This window comes from Flavobacterium sp. HJSW_4 (genome assembly GCF_042436695.1).
Taxonomy (GTDB): Bacteria; Bacteroidota; Bacteroidia; order Flavobacteriales; family Flavobacteriaceae; genus Flavobacterium.
This window is the reverse complement of sequence record NZ_JBHNPP010000018.1, coordinates 85,670-102,248: the sequence shown is the minus strand read 5'-3', so window position 1 is coordinate 102,248 and position 16,579 is coordinate 85,670. Positions and strand designations below refer to the sequence as shown.

The following is a 16,579-nucleotide window of genomic DNA, read 5'->3' as shown; positions in this document are numbered from 1 at the left end:
ATGTAAGATTTTTACTTTTATTACATTTGCGGTTTAAATTAAAAAGAAGTTAAAATGAAAAAAAGGTTGTTGTACCTATTTATATTTTATTCGACAATTTCATTTTGTCAAGAGAAAATTTATTATTTGGAAGGAACTTTAGGTAAAAGCACCATTTTCATGACGGTGCAGGTTTATAAATCGGATAGAGAAACTAGTTTAAATGCCGTTTATTTCTATAAAAACTCGCTAAAAGATATTAAACTGGAAGGAAAACTAAAAGACAGCAACAATTTTACTTTCTATTTTAAGCCTGGAGATATTGTTAGTGAAAAATTTTATCTGAAAAAATCAGGCAATACTTTTGATGGTTTTTGGTATGATGCGAAAAACAAACAATTGGCTGTTACACTTAAGCCTGTAAATTTTGACAATTACAAATCGAATATCAAAATTAGATTTGATGACGAACGTTTAAATTTGGTGAAATATAAATTTCTTGAATTTAAAAAACAGAAGACCACACTTTACAACAACAAAGAATTTGTTTGGTATTCTGAAAAACATTGCGACTCAGATTTCTTTAGATTGGGAACTAATTTTTCTGAGAAAAACAAAACCTTGATTAATCCGATTTTAGAGCAAATTCATATCGAAAATACCTTAAGTCAGCTTGGTTGTTCTTCTAGTTTTGAATATAGCAATGGGCAAGGAATAGAAAGCAACACCACAATAAATTATTTAAATGTAAATTTGTTAGGCTTTCAAACTTCTGATTATTGGTACTGCGGAGGCGCGCATCCAGATTTTGGAAGCAGCGGTTATTTAATCGATTTAAACAACGGAAAAAAATATGGAATTGACGATATTCTTGCTTTCGATAAAAGTGTAACTGGAGACAGCGAAAATAATTTTGATGCTTACTCTAAATACCGAAGCGATTATTTTGCACCTAAATTACTTGCTGTAATTAATTCTCAGCAACATTTTGAAAAGCCAAAAAATGAAGATGATTATTGTGATTACACCAATGAAGAATACTGGGATTTTCCGTCTTGGAATTATACAGAAAAAGGAATTGAGTTTACTCCTATCTTTTATAGAGCCGCAAGATCCTGCGAAGAATCTTTTTTAGTTCCGTTTGAGAAGTTAAAAAACTACAAGAATCCGAAATTTCCTTATGAGTTTAAATAAAAAAAATCCCTTCGCTATGAAGGGATTTTTTAGTTTTATTTTTTTCGAGTTGATTCTCTTTCTTTCAATTTTGTCTTGATTACGATTGTTTCGTATTCTGAAACTGTTCCTTCTGGCTCTTCCAATCTTTCGATTAATCTTTTCGCAGCCACTTCTCCAATTTCAACTCCATGCTGACTTACTGTAGTCAAACTAGGTGATAAACGTCTTGAAGCCAAAATACCATCTGCAAAACCAATAATAGAAATATCTTCTGGAACTCTGTAGCCTTTTTTCAAACTTACTCTTAAAGCGGCAACCGAATCATTTTCGTCTAAAGCAAAAATTCCGTCAATTTTATGATCAAAAATGGAATCAATTCTTGCTTTCATGTCATCTTCAGAATCAGTACGAAGAATAATTTTTTCGTTAACCGGAATATTATTGTCTGCTAAAGCTTTCAAATATCCGTCTGCTCTCAATTTTCCAACACTTAAATTATCTACAGAAGAAATTAAAGCAATGTTTTTACATCCTAAATTAATTAAATGTTGAGTCGAGTTTAATGCTGAATCAAAATCGTCTACAACAACTTTATCGCAATCTACTTCATCCGCAATACGATCAAACATCACAATTGGCGTTCCGTCACTAATGATTTCAGAGAAATGATTATAGTCTTGAAGTTTTTGAGCTTCTTGAGAAACCGAAAGAATAAACCCGTCAATAGTTCCATTACTCAGCATTTCAAGTGTATGAATTTCTTTTTCCAAAGACTCATTAGAAATACAAGTAATTACATTATAACCTTTTTTATCAGCTACTTTCTCAATACCGCTAAAAACTTTCGCAAAGAAAGAATTTAGAATATTAGGAATAATTACCCCAATCGTTTTTGTTTTACGATTCTTAAGATTCAAACCAATAACATTCGGCTTATAATTTTTGAGTTTGGCATACTCTTTAATCTTCACCTTGGTTTGTTCACTAATTTCCGGACTGTCATTCAATGCTTTAGACACAGTCGAAACAGAAACACCCAGTTCCTTCGCAATTTGTTTTAGAGTTGCTTTAGCTTTCATCCAATTGAATTTTATGTAATTAATACAAATATAGTAGAATTACCTAAAATAAAACAAAAACAAGCCATTAGTATTTAAAAATATACGTCATTTCGAAATAATAATTAATTAAACGGATATTCTAAAACCGAACTTACTAAAATCTCGTTAATATCTAAATACCAATTAACTAACCAATGTTGTTAACCTAATAAAAAACTTGATTATGAAAAACGAAGTTAAAATTCATGAAGTTGACCCTTCACTGAATAGCAGAAGGAGCTTTCTTAAGCTCAGTGGATTAACATTAGTGACCACAGGTTTGGTTTTAGCTGGCTGCAGCGACAATGACAACGATAATGACATGCCAGACAATTCTTTACCTGGAATAAGAAATGGCGTTTTTGATTTAGGCTCTGGAGATTTTGGAGTATTGACTTACGCATATGCTCTGGAACAACTAGAAGCCGACTTTTATACCAAAGTAGTAAATGCTAGTAGTTTTAACTCTGCCTTTAGCAGCCTTGAAAGAGAAGTTTTAACAGATTTGTATCATCATGAAGTGGTTCACAGAGACTTTTTTAAAGCTACTTTAAATGCATTGCTCCCAAATCCGAGTTCTCAATTGCTTCCTTCCCTAGCCTTTAATTATGGCTCTTTAAATTTCAATAGCCGAACTGAAGTTTTAGCTACTGCAAAAGCATTAGAAGATACAGGCGTTGCCGCTTATAATGGCGCTGGAAAATTGATTAAAACAGCTGATTATTTATTATTGGCAGGAAAAATTGTTTCTGTCGAAGCGAGACACGCCTCTGCGATTAGAAGTTTGATTAATCCGAATTCTAAAGATTTTGCCGGAGATGATATTGTAAATATGTCAACAGGTTTAGATGATGCAAAAGATCCTTCTAAAATCCTGCCGATTGCTGCTGGTTTTATCACTACGAAATTCACAGCTAAATACTTACCATAATCTTAACCGCTAAAACTTAGAAATTATGAACATTTTAAAATTTATAGAATCCTTTACTGATGATAATTTAATAAATAGTACTGGTTCTCGAAGAGACAGTTTTTCACAGTTTGGGAATATCGGAAAAAATTTAGCTTTAGCTTCTATTCCTTTTGGATTATCAGCTCTAACTAATAAAGCTTTCGCAAAAGACATCACAGCAACACCTGCAACTCCAATTGGAGCTTTGCAATTTGCTTTGACCTTAGAATATCTTGAAAACGAATTTTATGCCATGGCATTAGATTCTGGAGTAATTCCAGCTTCTGAAAATAGCGGAAGAGATTTAAAAGTATTTCAACAAATTGCAGATCACGAAGCAGATCATGTGAAATTTTTAATTGCAGGATTAGGCGGTACAGCCAGTCCAAACTTTGTTCCAAAACCAACTTTTGACTTTACAGTTGGAGGCGCTTTTGATCCTTTTAATGATTATCCAACATTTTTAGCTTTGGCACAAGCCTTTGAAGATACTGGAGTTAGAGCATATAAAGGACAAGCCGCAAATTTAATTACGACACCCGATTTATTGACCGCAGCATTGCAAATTCATTCTGTTGAAGCACGTCATGCTTCAGAAGTTAGAAGATTACGAGGTTTAAAAGGATGGATTTCAAACGCAGAACGAGGAGCAGGAATGCCAGCAGCAACTCAAGCCGTTTACGATGGTGAAGGTGTAACGATGCAGGCAGGATTTAATACCGCAAGCGCGTTTGGCGCAGCAGCAGGCTCAGAAGCTTATGATGAGCCACTTACAACACAACAAGTAGTTGATATTGCCAATATATTTATTGTATAATTGATTTTTTTCCTAAATAATTAACCGTCTTTACTTTATTGTAGAGGCGGTTTTTTTATTGTTTAATTAATTAAAAAACTGAAGTCCTGATTTTCAGCAGATAAAATATTCTTTCAGGTATTTGGTTTTAAAATAATTAATTGTACTTTTGCATCCCCTTTATTGGGGATGGAATGTTTAATTAAAATAATATTATGGACGCATTAAGCTACAAAACAGTTTCAGCAAGTAAAGCCACTGTAACTAAAGAGTGGATTGTTGTTGACGCTGAAGGTCATAACTTAGGACGTCTTGCTTCAAAGGTTGCAATGATCTTAAGAGGTAAGTACAAACCAAGTTACACACCGCACGTTGACTGTGGAGATAACGTAATTGTTATCAACTCAGAAAAAATTAACCTTACAGGTACAAAATTGAATGACAAAATTTACATGCGTCATACAGGTTACCCAGGAGGACAAAGAACTTTAACTGCTAAAGTATTGCAAGCTAAAAACCCTGCATTATTAGTAGAAAAAGCTGTAAAAGGTATGTTACCTAAAAACAAATTAGGAGCTGAACTTTTTAGAAATCTAAATGTTGTTGTAGGATCTGAGCACACTCACGGAGCTCAAAAACCTAGAACTGTTAACCTAAATGATCTTAAGTAATGGGAGTTATTCACAAAATCGGTAGAAGAAAAACCGCTGTTGCACGTGTTTACGTTTCTGAAGGAACTGGAAACATCACTGTAAACAAAAAAGAATTCGCAACTTACTTTCCAACTGCAACTTTACAGTACAAAGTTTTACAACCGCTTTCTATGACAGAAAACGCTGGTAACTTTGACGTAAAAGTAAACGTTTACGGAGGTGGTACAACTGGTCAGGCAGAAGCTGTAAGAATGGCATTAGCACGCGTAATGTGTGAAGTTAACGCTGAAAACAGAGGAATCCTTAAACCAGAAGGTTTATTAACAAGAGACCCAAGAATGGTTGAACGTAAGAAATTCGGTCAGAAGAAAGCTCGTAAGAGATTCCAATTCTCTAAACGTTAATATTACCTGTCTTGTTCAGATGGGACAAGACATTATCAATTATTTATTGAAATTAAAAAACACAGTTATTGTTGCTCTCCTATCGAGGTAGGATATAGTTTAGCATCTAAATGTATAAAGCCAGAGAAATCGCCATTTATACATTGCTAATCAACAGAACGTAAACTAGTACAAAAATGGCAAACAAAATAGAAGTAAAAGAATTACTAGAAGCAGGTGTTCACTTCGGACACATGACTAGAAAATGGGATCCAAATATGGCTCCTTACATTTATATGGAGCGTAATGGTATTCACATTATCAATCTATATAAAACTGCAGCTAAAATTGAAGAAGCTAACGAAGCTTTGAAAAAAATCGCTGCATCAGGTAGAAAAATCTTATTCGTAGCTACCAAAAAACAAGCTAAAGACATCGTTGCTGATAAAGCAAAAGCTGCAAACATGCCTTACATCACTGAAAGATGGCCAGGTGGAATGTTGACTAACTTCGTAACTATCAGAAAGGCAGTTAAAAAAATGTCTTCTATCGATAAAATGAAGAAAGATGGTACTTTCAACACTTTATCTAAAAAAGAGCGTTTACAAGTTGATCGTCTACGTGCTAAATTAGAGAAAAACTTAGGTTCAATTGCTGATATGTCTAGACTACCTGCAGCATTGTTCGTAGTAGATATCAAAGCTGAACACATCGCAATAAAAGAAGCTCAAAAATTAAACATTCCAGTTTTCGCAATGGTTGATACGAATTCTGACCCAAGAGAGGTTGATTACGTGATTCCTGCAAATGATGACGCTTCTAAATCAATTGACAAAATTTTATCTTTAGTGACTACTGCAGTAATCGAAGGTCTTTCTGACAGAGGTGCTGAAAAAGAAGTTGAAGCTGCTGAAGAAGCTCCTGCTGTTGAGGCTGAAGCTGCTCCTGCAACTGAAGAATAAATCAAATTTTAAATTCCAAATTTTAAATTCCAAATTCCAAAATACAAAATTAAAAACGTTATGTTGATAATTTAATAAAATTGGAGTTTGGGATTTAGAAGATGGAATTTTTACTTTTAACATTAAAATTCAAAATATTATGGCAACAATTACTGCTGCAGACGTAAATAAATTAAGACAATCTACAGGTGCCGGAATGATGGACTGTAAAAAAGCTTTAGTTGAAGCTGATGGAGATTTCGATAAAGCGATCCAAGTTCTTAGAGAAAAAGGACAAAAAGTTGCTGCTAACCGTTCTGACCGTGACTCTTCTGAAGGAGCTGCTGTTTCTTTTATCAATGCTGACAACACTAAAGGAGCTATCATCACTTTGAACTGCGAAACTGACTTCGTAGGTAAAAATGAGGCTTTCGTTACTTTAGCTAAAGATTTAGTTGAAAGAGCTATCAACTTCTCTTCTAAAGAAGAATTTTTAGCTTCTGATTTCAACGGAATTACTGTTGCTGAGAAATTAATCGAGCAAACAGGAGTTATCGGTGAGAAAATCGAAATCGGTGGTTTCGAAATTTTAGAAGGTGCTTTCGTTGGATCTTACGTTCACGTTAACAAAATTGCTGCTTTAACAGCTATTTCTGCTCCAATCGCTAACGCTGAGACTTTAACAAAAGACGTTTCTATGCAAGTTGCTTCTATGGGAGCTGACACATTATCTTACAAAGATTTTGATCCTGCTTTCGTTGAATCTGAACTTGCTGCTCGTATTGCTGTAATCGAAAAAGATAATGAAGAAGCTGCACGTTTAGGAAAAACTTTAAAAAATGTTCCTAAATACATCTCTTTCTCTCAATTAACTCCTGAAGTTATCAAACAAGCTGAAGAAGATGCTAAAGCTGAATTAAAAGCTGAAGGAAAACCAGAGCAAATCTGGGACAAAATTCTTCCAGGAAAAGTTCAACGTTTCATTTCTGATAACACTACTTTAGATCAAGAAAAAGCTTTATTAGATCAAAACTTCATCAAAGATGACAGTAAAAAAGTTGGTGATTACGTTAAAGGATTCAATGTTGAAATCACTGGTTTCAAAAGAGTTACTTTAGGTTAATATATTATTTTCAATATTAAAAAGCCCGAATATTTAGTTATTCGGGCTTTTTTATTTCATTTAATTTTCAACTGTAAAGTTTCTCGCTCGCATCAACGCATCCGATTTTGGAGCATGTCCTCTAAAATTCTCGTACATTTCTTCGTTATCAATAGTGTTTCCAACGCTTAAAACTGTTTTATAAAGACGTTCTGAAATATTCTTATCAAACGGTCCATTTGCTTCCAGAAAAGCCTCATAAGCATCTGCATTAATCACATCTGCCCACAAATAACTGTAATATCCTGCCGCGTACCCATCGCTTGAAAAAATATGAGCAAACTGCGGAATTCTATGTCGCATCACAATTTCTGAAGGCATGTTAATTTCACTTAAAATCTTCTTTTCAAACGCATGCGGATCAATAGTTTCGGTTGTCAAATGCAGTTTCATATCAACAAACGAACTTGAAATCGTTTCTACTGTTGCAAAACCTTCATTAAAATTCGCCGCTTTCCCGATTCTTTCCACCAATGATTGAGACAAAGGTTCGTTTGTTTTATAATGAAGCGCAAACTTATTTAAAACCTCTGAAGTTGCTAACCAATGCTCCAACAACTGCGATGGAAATTCGACATAATCTCTAGCAACCGAAGTTCCTGAAAGACTCGGATATGTCACATCAGAACACAATCCGTGCAATGCGTGGCCAAATTCGTGAAATAAAGTTGTTGCATCATCCCACGAAATTAAGACAGGTTCGTTACTGCTCCCTTTAATAAAATTGCAGTTGTTTGACACAATTGGAAGCACATTTCCTTTTATTTTCTGTTGATCTCTATGTGAATTCATCCAAGCCCCAGAGCGCTTACCCACACGTGCGTAAGGGTCAAAATACCACAAACCAATTGGCTCTCCAGTATTTTTATTATTCACTTCCCAAACACGAACATCGGGATGATACACAGGAACATCAAATAATTGTTTGAAACCTAAATCAAACAATTCGCCCGCCGTCCAGAACATTCCTTCTCGTAAATTCTCTAATTGCAGATATTGCTTAATTTCATTCTGATCTAAATCGTATTTTGCTTTTCGCACTTTCTCTGCATAAAAACGGTAATCCCAAGGTTGGATTTTAAAATTACATCCTTCATTATCAACCATTTCCTGCATCGCTGAAACATCATTTTTCACTTTCTCCACTGCGGGTTTCCATACAGAATTCATCAAATCAAGTGTTTTCTGAGGATCTTTAGCCATTTTGTTAGACAAACTCCATTCAGCAAAATTGGCAAAGCCTAAAATTTTAGCTTTTTCTGCTCTTAAGTTTAAGATAGAAACAAGCGTTTCATTTGTGTCATTTTCGTTCTTATTATCGCCTCGTTTTACAAAAATATCAAACGCTTTTTCTCTTAAATCTCTTTGATTAGAGAAAGTCAAAAAAGGTTCTATCGAAGATCTTGTATTTCCAATACATCCTAGAACACTCAAATTTCTTTCTTTCGCTTCTGCGATAGCGGCATTTTTGAATTCTTCGGGCAAACCGTCAAAATCAGCTTCTGTTTTTAATTCTATAAATTGATCGTTTTCTTCTGCCAACAATTTTTGGCTGAAAGCAGTAAAAAGTCCTGCCAATTCCTGATTTATTTTAGCAACTTTATTTTTATCCTCTTCATTTAACTCTGCTCCTTCTCTAACAAAATCAGTGTAATACAACCAAAGCAAACGTTGTTGTTCCTTCGTTAAATTACTCTTTTCGTCTGATTTGTATAAAGCTTCAATTCTAGAAAATAATTTCTCGTTTTGATACAGTTTATCACTAATTTCAGCCAATTTTGGCGACATTTCGGTGTCAACAATATTAAACTCTGGAGTGCTTAAATTGGATCTATAAATACCATAAACAGCATGAATTCGATCCAATTTTTCACCAGAAAGCTCTAAAGCTTTGATTGTATTTTCAAAAGTCGGCTTTTCCGAATTATTTGTGATTGCATCAATTTCTTCTAATTTTTCCTCAATAGCGAATTCTATTGCTGGCTTAAAATCTGAAACTTTATATGTTGTAAAATCCGGAATTCCTCCATAAGGCCCCGTCCAATCTCTCAACAATGGATTATTTAACTCTATTGGTGTTTTCATAACAAATACATTAATTAAAATCTGTGCAAAATCTGATTATCAAAAAATGCAACAGCATCTCAAAATTAACCAATCGAACGCAAACTTCATATTTAAACAGATTATAAAAATTAATCGGTTTTTAAGATTTAAAAGAAATAGTTTATTTTTGAAATATCAATACTAAAAATCAAATGTTTAAAACCAGAAAAGAAATTGTTTTTGTAATTTTATCAGGAATATTTATAACCAATGCTGTTGTTGCTGAGCTAATTGGAGGAAAACTTATCCAAGTTGGCCCTTTTGTAATGAGTATCGGAATTTTGCCTTGGCCAATCGTATTTCTAACTACCGATTTGATCAATGATCATTTTGGTGAAAAAGGTGTAAAAAAGCTTTCTTTCATAACTGCATGCTTGATTGCTTATGCTTTTTTAATACTTTTTATGGCAATTACCATTCCGGCTGCAAAAGGAATCAGTCCTGTAAATGACGATCAATTTCAGGCAGTATTTGGACAGAGCATGTGGATTATAATTGGAAGTTTAATTGCCTTTATGGCTTCTCAGCTTATCGACGTTTGGATTTTTTGGTTTTTCAAAAACAGAACTGGCGAAAAGAAAATATGGCTGAGAGCAACCGGTTCGACCGTGATTTCGCAATTATTTGATTCTTTTATTGTTTTAGGAATCGCTTTTTGGCTTCCTGGAAAAATTGATTTTGAAACCTTTATATCTTCAGGTTTAATAGGATATACTTTTAAGTTAGCTATAGCCATTATATTAACGCCTGCAATTTATTTAGGACATTATTTGATTAAAAAATATTTGGACGAAGATCCTGCACATAAGGGATAAAAAAACTATTTAGGTCATGAAAAAAAATTGCTTGCTTATTTTATTCTCTGTTACCTATTTCTTTTTCAGCTGTGGCAATGACGAAAAAAAACAGCCCAAAAAAGTCATTCAGCCTGTCAATAAATTGACGCCAGCCACTGTGAAAACAAATCCCAAAGTTTCTTCAAAAAGCATCATTGCTTCAAAAGAGTTTAGTTCGAAAAAAACTGTTGCTCCAAAAAATCCATTTTCAGTTAAAAGTCCAATAGAGGTTAATGCATTAAGTCCTCAAATAACACATCATGCTGCAAGTCAGCCAATCTCAATAAAAAAAGAAGTTAACGAAGAATTATTGAATTTTGTCAATGTTCGCAAAATATTAGCCAAATGCAAAATGGGCCAGACTATGACTCAAAAGCAGTTAACAGAACATTTTGAAATTCCAGAAGAAGCGGTTAAACTAGTAAAAAGCGTAACCAAAACAGCTGAAAATGAATTATCAGTAAAATGGCAGTCGACTTGGCTTGTCGAAAAAGTATCTGACGCCGAACTTGAAGATGGCAAAATGAAAGTAGTTTTTAAGGCCAACAAAATGTACACTTCTGGGAATGCGATTGGCATTAAATACAATAGAAAAATTTACAACAATCTTGTTATAGTTGGTCGTTCGGCATATATTCCGAGTGTAAAAGGATACAGCTGGCAGATTGGAAGATAATAATGAAGATAATTTTATAAAACCTCAAACTAAATAGTGAGTGGTTTTATTCTTAGAAAAAACAAATGGAACCAATAAGATGCGGCTGGTGCACTTCCAGCGATTTATATAAAAAATATCACGACGAAGAATGGGGCGTTCCCGTTTATGACGACCCGACTTTATTCGAATTTTTAATTCTTGAAACCTTTCAAGCCGGTTTGAGTTGGATTACGATTTTAAACAAAAGAGAAAACTTCAGAGCCGCTTTTGATTATTTCGATTATGAAAAAATGGCTAATTATTCTGAAGATAAAATCGAAGAATTAATGCAGAATACTGGAATTATTCGGAACAAATTAAAAATTAAAGCCGCCGTTTCCAATGCTCAAGCTTTTATGAAAGTGCAGGAAGAATTTGGAACTTTCTCTGATTATATTTGGAAATATACGGATGGAAAGCCAATCATAAACAATCTGAAAAATTCTAAAGATGCTCCGGCTACTACTCCGCTTTCAGATGAAATCAGCAAAGATTTAAAGAAACGCGGATTTAAATTTGTTGGCTCAACCGTTATCTACGCGCACATGCAAGCAACCGGAATGGTCAATGATCATACGGAAGATTGCTTTACGCGCAAAAAATAGTTTCCAGTCGTAGTCGCAGTTTTCAGTATTTTGGATCCAGTTAAAAACTGAAAACTGAAAACCGAGACTGAAAACTTAAAAAAAAACATTACATTTGCTTCACACTTTAGGGGTGTCTACAAACTTGTAGGCTGAGATTTTACCCTCTGAACCTGATCTAGTTCATACTAGCGTAGGGAAAAGTAAGATGACTTCTGCGCGCATTTTTATGCGTTCTTGTAGCCATTCCTAAGGTGTATCTATACACTAAACTCAACAAGGAATGGAACTAAAAATCAACCAACAAACCAAAATTTTCAATGCTGAATCGCTAAGCGTTCAATCATTGCTCGATCTAGAAATTCCGCAAAATCAAAACGGAATCGCTGTTGCTGTCAACAATACTGTTGTTCCAAAAACCAAATGGAACGAATTCTTCGTACGCGAAACTGACGATATTTTGATTATTTCTGCTACACAGGGAGGTTAAATTCCAATTTAAAATTCCAATTTCCAATTTATCATTACGAATAAACACAATCAGAGTTAACCTGAAACTTGAAACCTGAAACAAAAATCAACAAAAATGAAAGAAGAACAAATATCCAGAACCCCGTTTCCGAATTCTAAAAAAGTATATATCGATGGAGAAATTCATCCGATAAAAGTTGCTATGCGCGAAATTGCTTTGAGCGATACTAAACTTTCTAATGGAGGAATTGAGAAAAATCCACCCGTAACCGTTTACGATACTTCGGGCGCTTATACAGATCCTAATATTGAAATTGATATTAGAAAAGGATTGCCGCGCTTACGCGAAAGTTGGATTCTTGACCGAAATGATGTTGAAATTTTAGGCGAAATAACTTCTGATTATGGCCAAAGCCGATTGAAAGATGAAAGCTTGAATCATCTTCGTTTTGAGTATTTACATCAGCCAAAACGTGCTAAAAAAGGCGCTAACGTAACGCAATTGTATTACGCCAAACAAGGAATCATTACTCCTGAAATGGAATATATCGCGATCCGTGAAAATCAGCGAATTGAACTTTTAAACGAACAGACCAAAGCAATGCAATGCCAACACGGCGGAAATAGTTTTGGCGCAAACACTCCAAAAAATAAAATTACTCCAGAATTTGTTCGTTCTGAAGTAGCTTGTGGAAGAGCTATTATTCCAAATAATATCAACCATCCTGAAAGCGAACCAATGATTGTGGGTCGAAATTTCTTGGTAAAAATCAATGCGAATATTGGAAATAGTGCGGTGACTTCGAGCATTGAAGAAGAAGTTGAAAAAGCCGTTTGGGCTTGCCGTTGGGGAGCTGACACAATAATGGATTTATCTACAGGAAAAAACATTCATGAAACCAGAGAATGGATTATCAGAAATTCTCCTGTTCCAATTGGCACTGTTCCAATTTATCAGGCATTAGAAAAAGTAAAAGGAATCGCCGAAGATTTAACTTGGGAAATTTTCCGTGACACTTTGATTGAACAAGCAGAACAAGGTGTTTCGTATTTTACGATTCATGCAGGAGTTTTACTTCGCTATATTCATTTAACGGCAAATCGTGTTACTGGAATTGTTTCGCGAGGCGGGTCAATTATGGCAAAATGGTGTTTATTCCATCATAAAGAAAACTTTTTATATACTCATTTTGAGGAAATCTGCGAAATCATGAAACAATACGATGTTGCTTTTTCTCTTGGAGATGGTTTGCGTCCGGGTTCGATTGCAGATGCTAATGATGCTGCTCAATTTGCTGAATTGGAAACTTTAGGTGAGTTGACAAAAATCGCTTGGAAACACGATGTTCAGGTTTTCATTGAAGGCCCAGGACACGTTCCGATGCACATGATTAAAGAAAACATGGACAAACAATTAGAACATTGCCATGAAGCTCCGTTTTATACTTTAGGCCCTTTAACTACAGATATTGCACCTGGTTACGATCATATCACTTCGGCAATTGGTGCAGCTATGATTGGCTGGTACGGTTGTGCGATGTTGTGTTATGTAACACCAAAAGAACATCTTGGTTTACCAAATAAAAAAGATGTAAAAGACGGCGTAATCACATATAAAATTTCTGCTCATGCTGCCGATTTGGCGAAAGGTCATCCGGGCGCACAATATCGTGATAACGCGTTGAGTAAAGCACGTTTTGAATTCCGTTGGGAAGATCAATTTAATTTGGCTTTAGATCCAGATACGGCACGAGAATTCCACGATGAAACACTTCCGGCAGATGGTGCAAAAGTGGCGCATTTCTGTTCGATGTGCGGACCAAAATTCTGTTCTATGAAAATATCTCAGGAAATTAGAGATGTCGCTGCAGCAGAAAAAGGAATGCAGGAGAAATCAGAAGAATTTATTGAACAGGGTAAAGAGATTTATATTTAGAAAATAGAGGAAAGAAGCTAGAAGAAAGATATGATTGTGATAACTAATCCTTTTTTTGTTGAAGATGAAATAGATATTCTTAATTCTTTGTTTGAAGAAGGATTGTCTTTGCTTCATATCAGAAAACCTGATTTTTCGGAGTTGGAAATGGTGCAGTTTATTCATCAGATAAAAATGGAATTTCGAGCTAATTTGGTTTTGCATAGTCATCATCATTTGGCAGAGGATTTTGGTATTGAAAGATTTCATTTTTCTGAAAAAGAAAGAAAAATTCTTATCGATTTTCCTGCAAGTTTTTCAAAATCTTGTAGGTCTAAATCAACATCAACACATTCAATTGAAGATTTTAATTCTCTTGAAAATTTTGATTATGCTTTTCTAAGTCCCGTTTTCACGAGCATTTCTAAAGAAAATTATCATCCTAAAATTGATCTTTTTTCAGCAATAAAATCAAGAACAAATCATAAAGCAAAAATGGTCGCTTTAGGCGGAATTGATTCAGAAAACATTCAAAAAGTCTTAGAAAATGGCTTTGATGATTTCGCGCTTTTAGGAAATATTTGGAAGAATGAAAACCCATTAAAACAATTTAAATTATGTCAACAGATCGTCCTTTCGTACTCACAATCGCAGGTTTAGATCCGTCTGGTGGCGCTGGGATTTTGGCTGATGTCAAAACATTTGAACAGCACAAAGTGACTGGTTTTGCTATTTCGACAGCGAACACAATCCAGACTGAAAATCAGTTTTACGAGATTCAATGGACTGATTTAAGTTTTGTAATTCGTTCCATCGAAACGCTATTTTTAAACTATAAAATCAACGTAGTAAAAATTGGAATTGTCTCTTCTTTATATGATTTAAACCGAATTGTTTCGACTATAAAAATGCTTTCTCCTTCGACTAAAATTGTTTGGGATCCAGTTTTGAAATCGACCACAAAATTTGAATTTATGAATATTGAAGATCGTATAGATTTAAATAAAATACTTTCGAAAATCGATTTGATAACGCCAAATTATCATGAAGCCAAAATTCTGTTTCCTGATTTTATTTCGAAAGAAAATGAATTTTCAACAAACGTTTTGTTGAAAGGTGGACATAATGAAAAAGCCTTGGGAACTGATCATTTATTTCTAAAAGATGAAGTTTTAGAATTGCTCCCATCAGAAAAAAACTGCTTTGAAAAACACGGTTCAGGTTGTGTGCTTTCTTCTGCAATTGCTTCCAATTTAGCTTTAAATCAGACAATAAAGGAAGCCTGTAAAAATGCTAAAATCTATATCGAAAATTACCTGAGTTCAACATCAACTTTAATCGGATATCATTATGTATAGCAAACTTCAATATATCTCGCAGGGCGAAACTATCGAAAAACAATTGTACAACATTCATCAGGCGCTTGACGCGGGCTGTAATTGGGTGCAAATGCGTTTTAAAAACCAAACCCAAAAAGACGCTTTCATTTTAGCGGAAGCGGTAAAACCTTTATGCGAAAAGTACAATGCCAATTTTATTGTAAACGACAATTTACATCTTACCAAAGAAATAGATGCTGACGGCGTTCATTTAGGTTTAACCGATACCAAAATCGACGAAGCACGAGCTTTTTTAGGCATTTCAAAAGTGATTGGAGGAACCGCCAATACTTATGAAGACATTCAAAATCATGTCAAAAATGGCTGCGATTATATTGGTTTGGGGCCTTTTAGATTTACTGTTACAAAAGAAAAATTAAGTCCGATTTTAGGATTATCGGGCTATTTTGATATTCTTCAAAAACTGAAAAAAAACAAAATAGAAATTCCAGTTTATGCTATTGGAGGCATCACATTGCGAGATGTAAGTCCGTTAATGGAGACTGGAATTCATGGAATTGCCGTTTCTGGAATCATTACCGAAAGTGATGAGAAAGAAAAATTAATTCAACAGATAAACGAAAAATTATATGCAAACATCATTGTTTAATATAGGAGACAAAACCTTTAAATCCCGCTTGTTTCTTGGAACGGGAAAATTTGGTTCGAATGAAGAAATGGAAAGCGCCATTTTGGCTTCAGAAAGCGAATTGGTTACCGTTGCCTTAAAACGCATCGACTTGGAAACCGATACTGATGCTATTTTATCACATTTAAAACATCCAAACATCAATTTATTACCGAATACTTCGGGAGCGCGAAATGCCAAAGAAGCTGTTTTCGCGGCACAATTGGCACGCGAAGCACTAGAAACCAATTGGGTAAAACTGGAAATTCATCCAGACCCAAAATATTTAATGCCCGATCCAATTGAAACTTTAAAAGCAACGGAAGAATTGGCAAAATTGGGTTTTATTGTACTTCCGTACATTCACGCCGATCCTGTTTTATGCAAGCATTTAGAAAGCGCGGGAACTTCTGCCGTTATGCCTTTAGGTTCACCAATTGGAAGTAACAAAGGTCTAAAAACCATTGATTTTCTGGAAATTATTATTGAACAAAGTACGGTTCCAGTCATCGTCGACGCGGGAATTGGAGCTCCTTCTGACGCTGCGAAAGCAATGGAAATTGGTGCCGATGCTGTTTTGGTGAACACTGCAATTGCGGTTGCTGGAAATCCGAAATTAATGGCTGAGGCTTTTAAGGAAGCTGTTATTGCAGGAAGAAAGGCTTTTGAGGCTAAGGTAGCCAATCAGCAAAATTATGCTTCGGCTTCTAGTCCTTTGACTTCTTTTCTTTATGAGTAATTTTTTTGTTTCACGCAGATTTGGCAGATTTAAGCAGATTTAAATTGATTTTTTATCATTCAAACTTGCGCTAATCGATTTA

At 34.7% G+C, this 16,579-nt stretch carries 18 protein-coding genes and 1 riboswitch; of the genes, 16 read left to right on the top strand and 2 right to left on the bottom strand.

Going from position 1 to position 16,579, the window contains the following annotated elements:
* The first annotated feature begins 54 nt into the window (after positions 1-54).
* Positions 55-1,173, top strand: coding sequence for a hypothetical protein (locus ACE01P_RS16775; RefSeq protein WP_379700039.1), 1,119 nt, complete (start codon positions 55-57; stop codon positions 1,171-1,173).
* 35 nt (positions 1,174-1,208) lie between these two features.
* Here the strand turns inward: ACE01P_RS16775 and ACE01P_RS16770 are convergent, their stop codons facing one another.
* Complete coding sequence (locus tag ACE01P_RS16770) at positions 1,209-2,234, bottom strand: LacI family DNA-binding transcriptional regulator (protein WP_379700038.1); 1,026 nt, start codon at positions 2,232-2,234, stop codon at positions 1,209-1,211.
* A gap of 205 nt (positions 2,235-2,439) precedes the next feature.
* Between ACE01P_RS16770 and ACE01P_RS16765 the strand changes: the two genes are divergently transcribed.
* The 6 genes from ACE01P_RS16765 (at position 2,440) to tsf (ending at position 7,103) form a co-directional block, all read left to right on the top strand.
* Entirely contained in the window at positions 2,440-3,186 is a 747-nt protein-coding gene (locus tag ACE01P_RS16765) for a ferritin-like domain-containing protein (RefSeq protein WP_379700037.1), read from the top strand.
* Between the two features lie 25 nt (positions 3,187-3,211).
* A complete protein-coding gene (locus ACE01P_RS16760) occupies positions 3,212-4,024 on the top strand; it encodes a ferritin-like domain-containing protein (protein ID WP_379700036.1) in 813 nt (270 codons plus the stop codon).
* Positions 4,025-4,218: 194 nt separating this feature from the next.
* Positions 4,219-4,674, top strand: coding sequence for a 50S ribosomal protein L13 (rplM, locus tag ACE01P_RS16755; RefSeq protein ID WP_095927953.1), 456 nt, complete (start codon positions 4,219-4,221; stop codon positions 4,672-4,674).
* Positions 4,674-5,060 carry a 30S ribosomal protein S9 gene (gene rpsI, locus ACE01P_RS16750; protein WP_035645327.1) on the top strand — a complete coding sequence of 129 codons (387 nt, stop codon included), beginning with the start codon at positions 4,674-4,676 and terminating at the stop codon, positions 5,058-5,060. The genes rplM and rpsI overlap by 1 nt, the downstream gene beginning before the upstream one ends.
* A gap of 176 nt (positions 5,061-5,236) precedes the next feature.
* Positions 5,237-6,001: a 30S ribosomal protein S2 gene (gene rpsB, locus ACE01P_RS16745; RefSeq protein WP_095927954.1), complete on the top strand. Its 765-nt coding sequence runs from the start codon at positions 5,237-5,239 to the stop codon at positions 5,999-6,001.
* A 139-nt stretch (positions 6,002-6,140) separates the two neighbouring features.
* Positions 6,141-7,103, top strand: coding sequence for a translation elongation factor Ts (tsf, locus tag ACE01P_RS16740; RefSeq protein WP_379700035.1), 963 nt, complete (start codon positions 6,141-6,143; stop codon positions 7,101-7,103).
* Positions 7,104-7,163: 60 nt separating this feature from the next.
* Here tsf and ACE01P_RS16735 read toward each other — a convergent pair whose 3' ends face one another.
* Positions 7,164-9,227, bottom strand: a complete 2,064-nt coding sequence (locus ACE01P_RS16735) for a M3 family metallopeptidase (protein WP_379700034.1) — start codon at positions 9,225-9,227, stop codon at positions 7,164-7,166.
* Positions 9,228-9,400: 173 nt separating this feature from the next.
* Between ACE01P_RS16735 and ACE01P_RS16730 the strand changes: the two genes are divergently transcribed.
* The 9 genes from ACE01P_RS16730 (at position 9,401) to ACE01P_RS16690 (ending at position 16,497) form a co-directional block, all read left to right on the top strand.
* On the top strand, positions 9,401-10,063 hold the full coding sequence (locus tag ACE01P_RS16730) for a queuosine precursor transporter (RefSeq protein WP_379700033.1): 663 nt from the start codon (positions 9,401-9,403) through the stop codon (positions 10,061-10,063).
* A 16-nt stretch (positions 10,064-10,079) separates the two neighbouring features.
* Positions 10,080-10,760 carry a hypothetical protein gene (locus tag ACE01P_RS16725; RefSeq protein WP_379700032.1) on the top strand — a complete coding sequence of 227 codons (681 nt, stop codon included), beginning with the start codon at positions 10,080-10,082 and terminating at the stop codon, positions 10,758-10,760.
* 65 nt (positions 10,761-10,825) lie between these two features.
* Positions 10,826-11,386, top strand: coding sequence for a DNA-3-methyladenine glycosylase I (locus ACE01P_RS16720; RefSeq protein ID WP_379700031.1), 561 nt, complete (start codon positions 10,826-10,828; stop codon positions 11,384-11,386).
* A 98-nt stretch (positions 11,387-11,484) separates the two neighbouring features.
* Positions 11,485-11,582: riboswitch (TPP riboswitch) on the top strand.
* A 66-nt stretch (positions 11,583-11,648) separates the two neighbouring features.
* Positions 11,649-11,855 (top strand): sulfur carrier protein ThiS, encoded by a 207-nt coding sequence (thiS, locus tag ACE01P_RS16715; protein ID WP_379700030.1) that lies wholly within the window; start codon positions 11,649-11,651, stop codon positions 11,853-11,855.
* Positions 11,856-11,951: 96 nt separating this feature from the next.
* Positions 11,952-13,772: a phosphomethylpyrimidine synthase ThiC gene (gene thiC, locus ACE01P_RS16710; RefSeq protein ID WP_379700029.1), complete on the top strand. Its 1,821-nt coding sequence runs from the start codon at positions 11,952-11,954 to the stop codon at positions 13,770-13,772.
* Positions 13,773-13,802: 30 nt separating this feature from the next.
* Complete coding sequence (locus ACE01P_RS16705; protein WP_379700028.1) at positions 13,803-14,411, top strand: thiamine phosphate synthase; 609 nt, start codon at positions 13,803-13,805, stop codon at positions 14,409-14,411.
* On the top strand, positions 14,369-15,109 hold the full coding sequence (locus ACE01P_RS16700; protein WP_379700027.1) for a hydroxymethylpyrimidine/phosphomethylpyrimidine kinase: 741 nt from the start codon (positions 14,369-14,371) through the stop codon (positions 15,107-15,109). The genes ACE01P_RS16705 and ACE01P_RS16700 overlap by 43 nt, the downstream gene beginning before the upstream one ends.
* On the top strand, positions 15,102-15,740 hold the full coding sequence (locus ACE01P_RS16695; RefSeq protein WP_379700026.1) for a thiamine phosphate synthase: 639 nt from the start codon (positions 15,102-15,104) through the stop codon (positions 15,738-15,740). The genes ACE01P_RS16700 and ACE01P_RS16695 overlap by 8 nt, the downstream gene beginning before the upstream one ends.
* Positions 15,721-16,497: a thiazole synthase gene (locus ACE01P_RS16690; RefSeq protein WP_379700025.1), complete on the top strand. Its 777-nt coding sequence runs from the start codon at positions 15,721-15,723 to the stop codon at positions 16,495-16,497. Before ACE01P_RS16695 ends, ACE01P_RS16690 begins: the two co-directional genes overlap by 20 nt.
* Positions 16,498-16,579 lie beyond the last annotated feature (82 nt).

Bases quoted from the DNA above. Each gene is read 5' to 3' on its own strand.
- ACE01P_RS16775 (WP_379700039.1), top strand. From the start codon at position 55: ATGAAAAAAAGGTTGTTGTACCTATTTATATTTTATTCGACAATTTCA.
- ACE01P_RS16770 (WP_379700038.1), bottom strand. From the start codon at position 2,234: ATGAAAGCTAAAGCAACTCTAAAACAAATTGCGAAGGAACTGGGTGTT.
- ACE01P_RS16765 (WP_379700037.1), top strand. From the start codon at position 2,440: ATGAAAAACGAAGTTAAAATTCATGAAGTTGACCCTTCACTGAATAGC.
- ACE01P_RS16760 (WP_379700036.1), top strand. From the start codon at position 3,212: ATGAACATTTTAAAATTTATAGAATCCTTTACTGATGATAATTTAATA.
- rplM (WP_095927953.1), top strand. From the start codon at position 4,219: ATGGACGCATTAAGCTACAAAACAGTTTCAGCAAGTAAAGCCACTGTA.
- rpsI (WP_035645327.1), top strand. From the start codon at position 4,674: ATGGGAGTTATTCACAAAATCGGTAGAAGAAAAACCGCTGTTGCACGT.
- rpsB (WP_095927954.1), top strand. From the start codon at position 5,237: ATGGCAAACAAAATAGAAGTAAAAGAATTACTAGAAGCAGGTGTTCAC.
- tsf (WP_379700035.1), top strand. From the start codon at position 6,141: ATGGCAACAATTACTGCTGCAGACGTAAATAAATTAAGACAATCTACA.
- ACE01P_RS16735 (WP_379700034.1), bottom strand. From the start codon at position 9,227: ATGAAAACACCAATAGAGTTAAATAATCCATTGTTGAGAGATTGGACG.
- ACE01P_RS16730 (WP_379700033.1), top strand. From the start codon at position 9,401: ATGTTTAAAACCAGAAAAGAAATTGTTTTTGTAATTTTATCAGGAATA.
- ACE01P_RS16725 (WP_379700032.1), top strand. From the start codon at position 10,080: ATGAAAAAAAATTGCTTGCTTATTTTATTCTCTGTTACCTATTTCTTT.
- ACE01P_RS16720 (WP_379700031.1), top strand. From the start codon at position 10,826: ATGGAACCAATAAGATGCGGCTGGTGCACTTCCAGCGATTTATATAAA.
- thiS (WP_379700030.1), top strand. From the start codon at position 11,649: ATGGAACTAAAAATCAACCAACAAACCAAAATTTTCAATGCTGAATCG.
- thiC (WP_379700029.1), top strand. From the start codon at position 11,952: ATGAAAGAAGAACAAATATCCAGAACCCCGTTTCCGAATTCTAAAAAA.
- ACE01P_RS16705 (WP_379700028.1), top strand. From the start codon at position 13,803: ATGATTGTGATAACTAATCCTTTTTTTGTTGAAGATGAAATAGATATT.
- ACE01P_RS16700 (WP_379700027.1), top strand. From the start codon at position 14,369: ATGTCAACAGATCGTCCTTTCGTACTCACAATCGCAGGTTTAGATCCG.
- ACE01P_RS16695 (WP_379700026.1), top strand. From the start codon at position 15,102: ATGTATAGCAAACTTCAATATATCTCGCAGGGCGAAACTATCGAAAAA.
- ACE01P_RS16690 (WP_379700025.1), top strand. From the start codon at position 15,721: ATGCAAACATCATTGTTTAATATAGGAGACAAAACCTTTAAATCCCGC.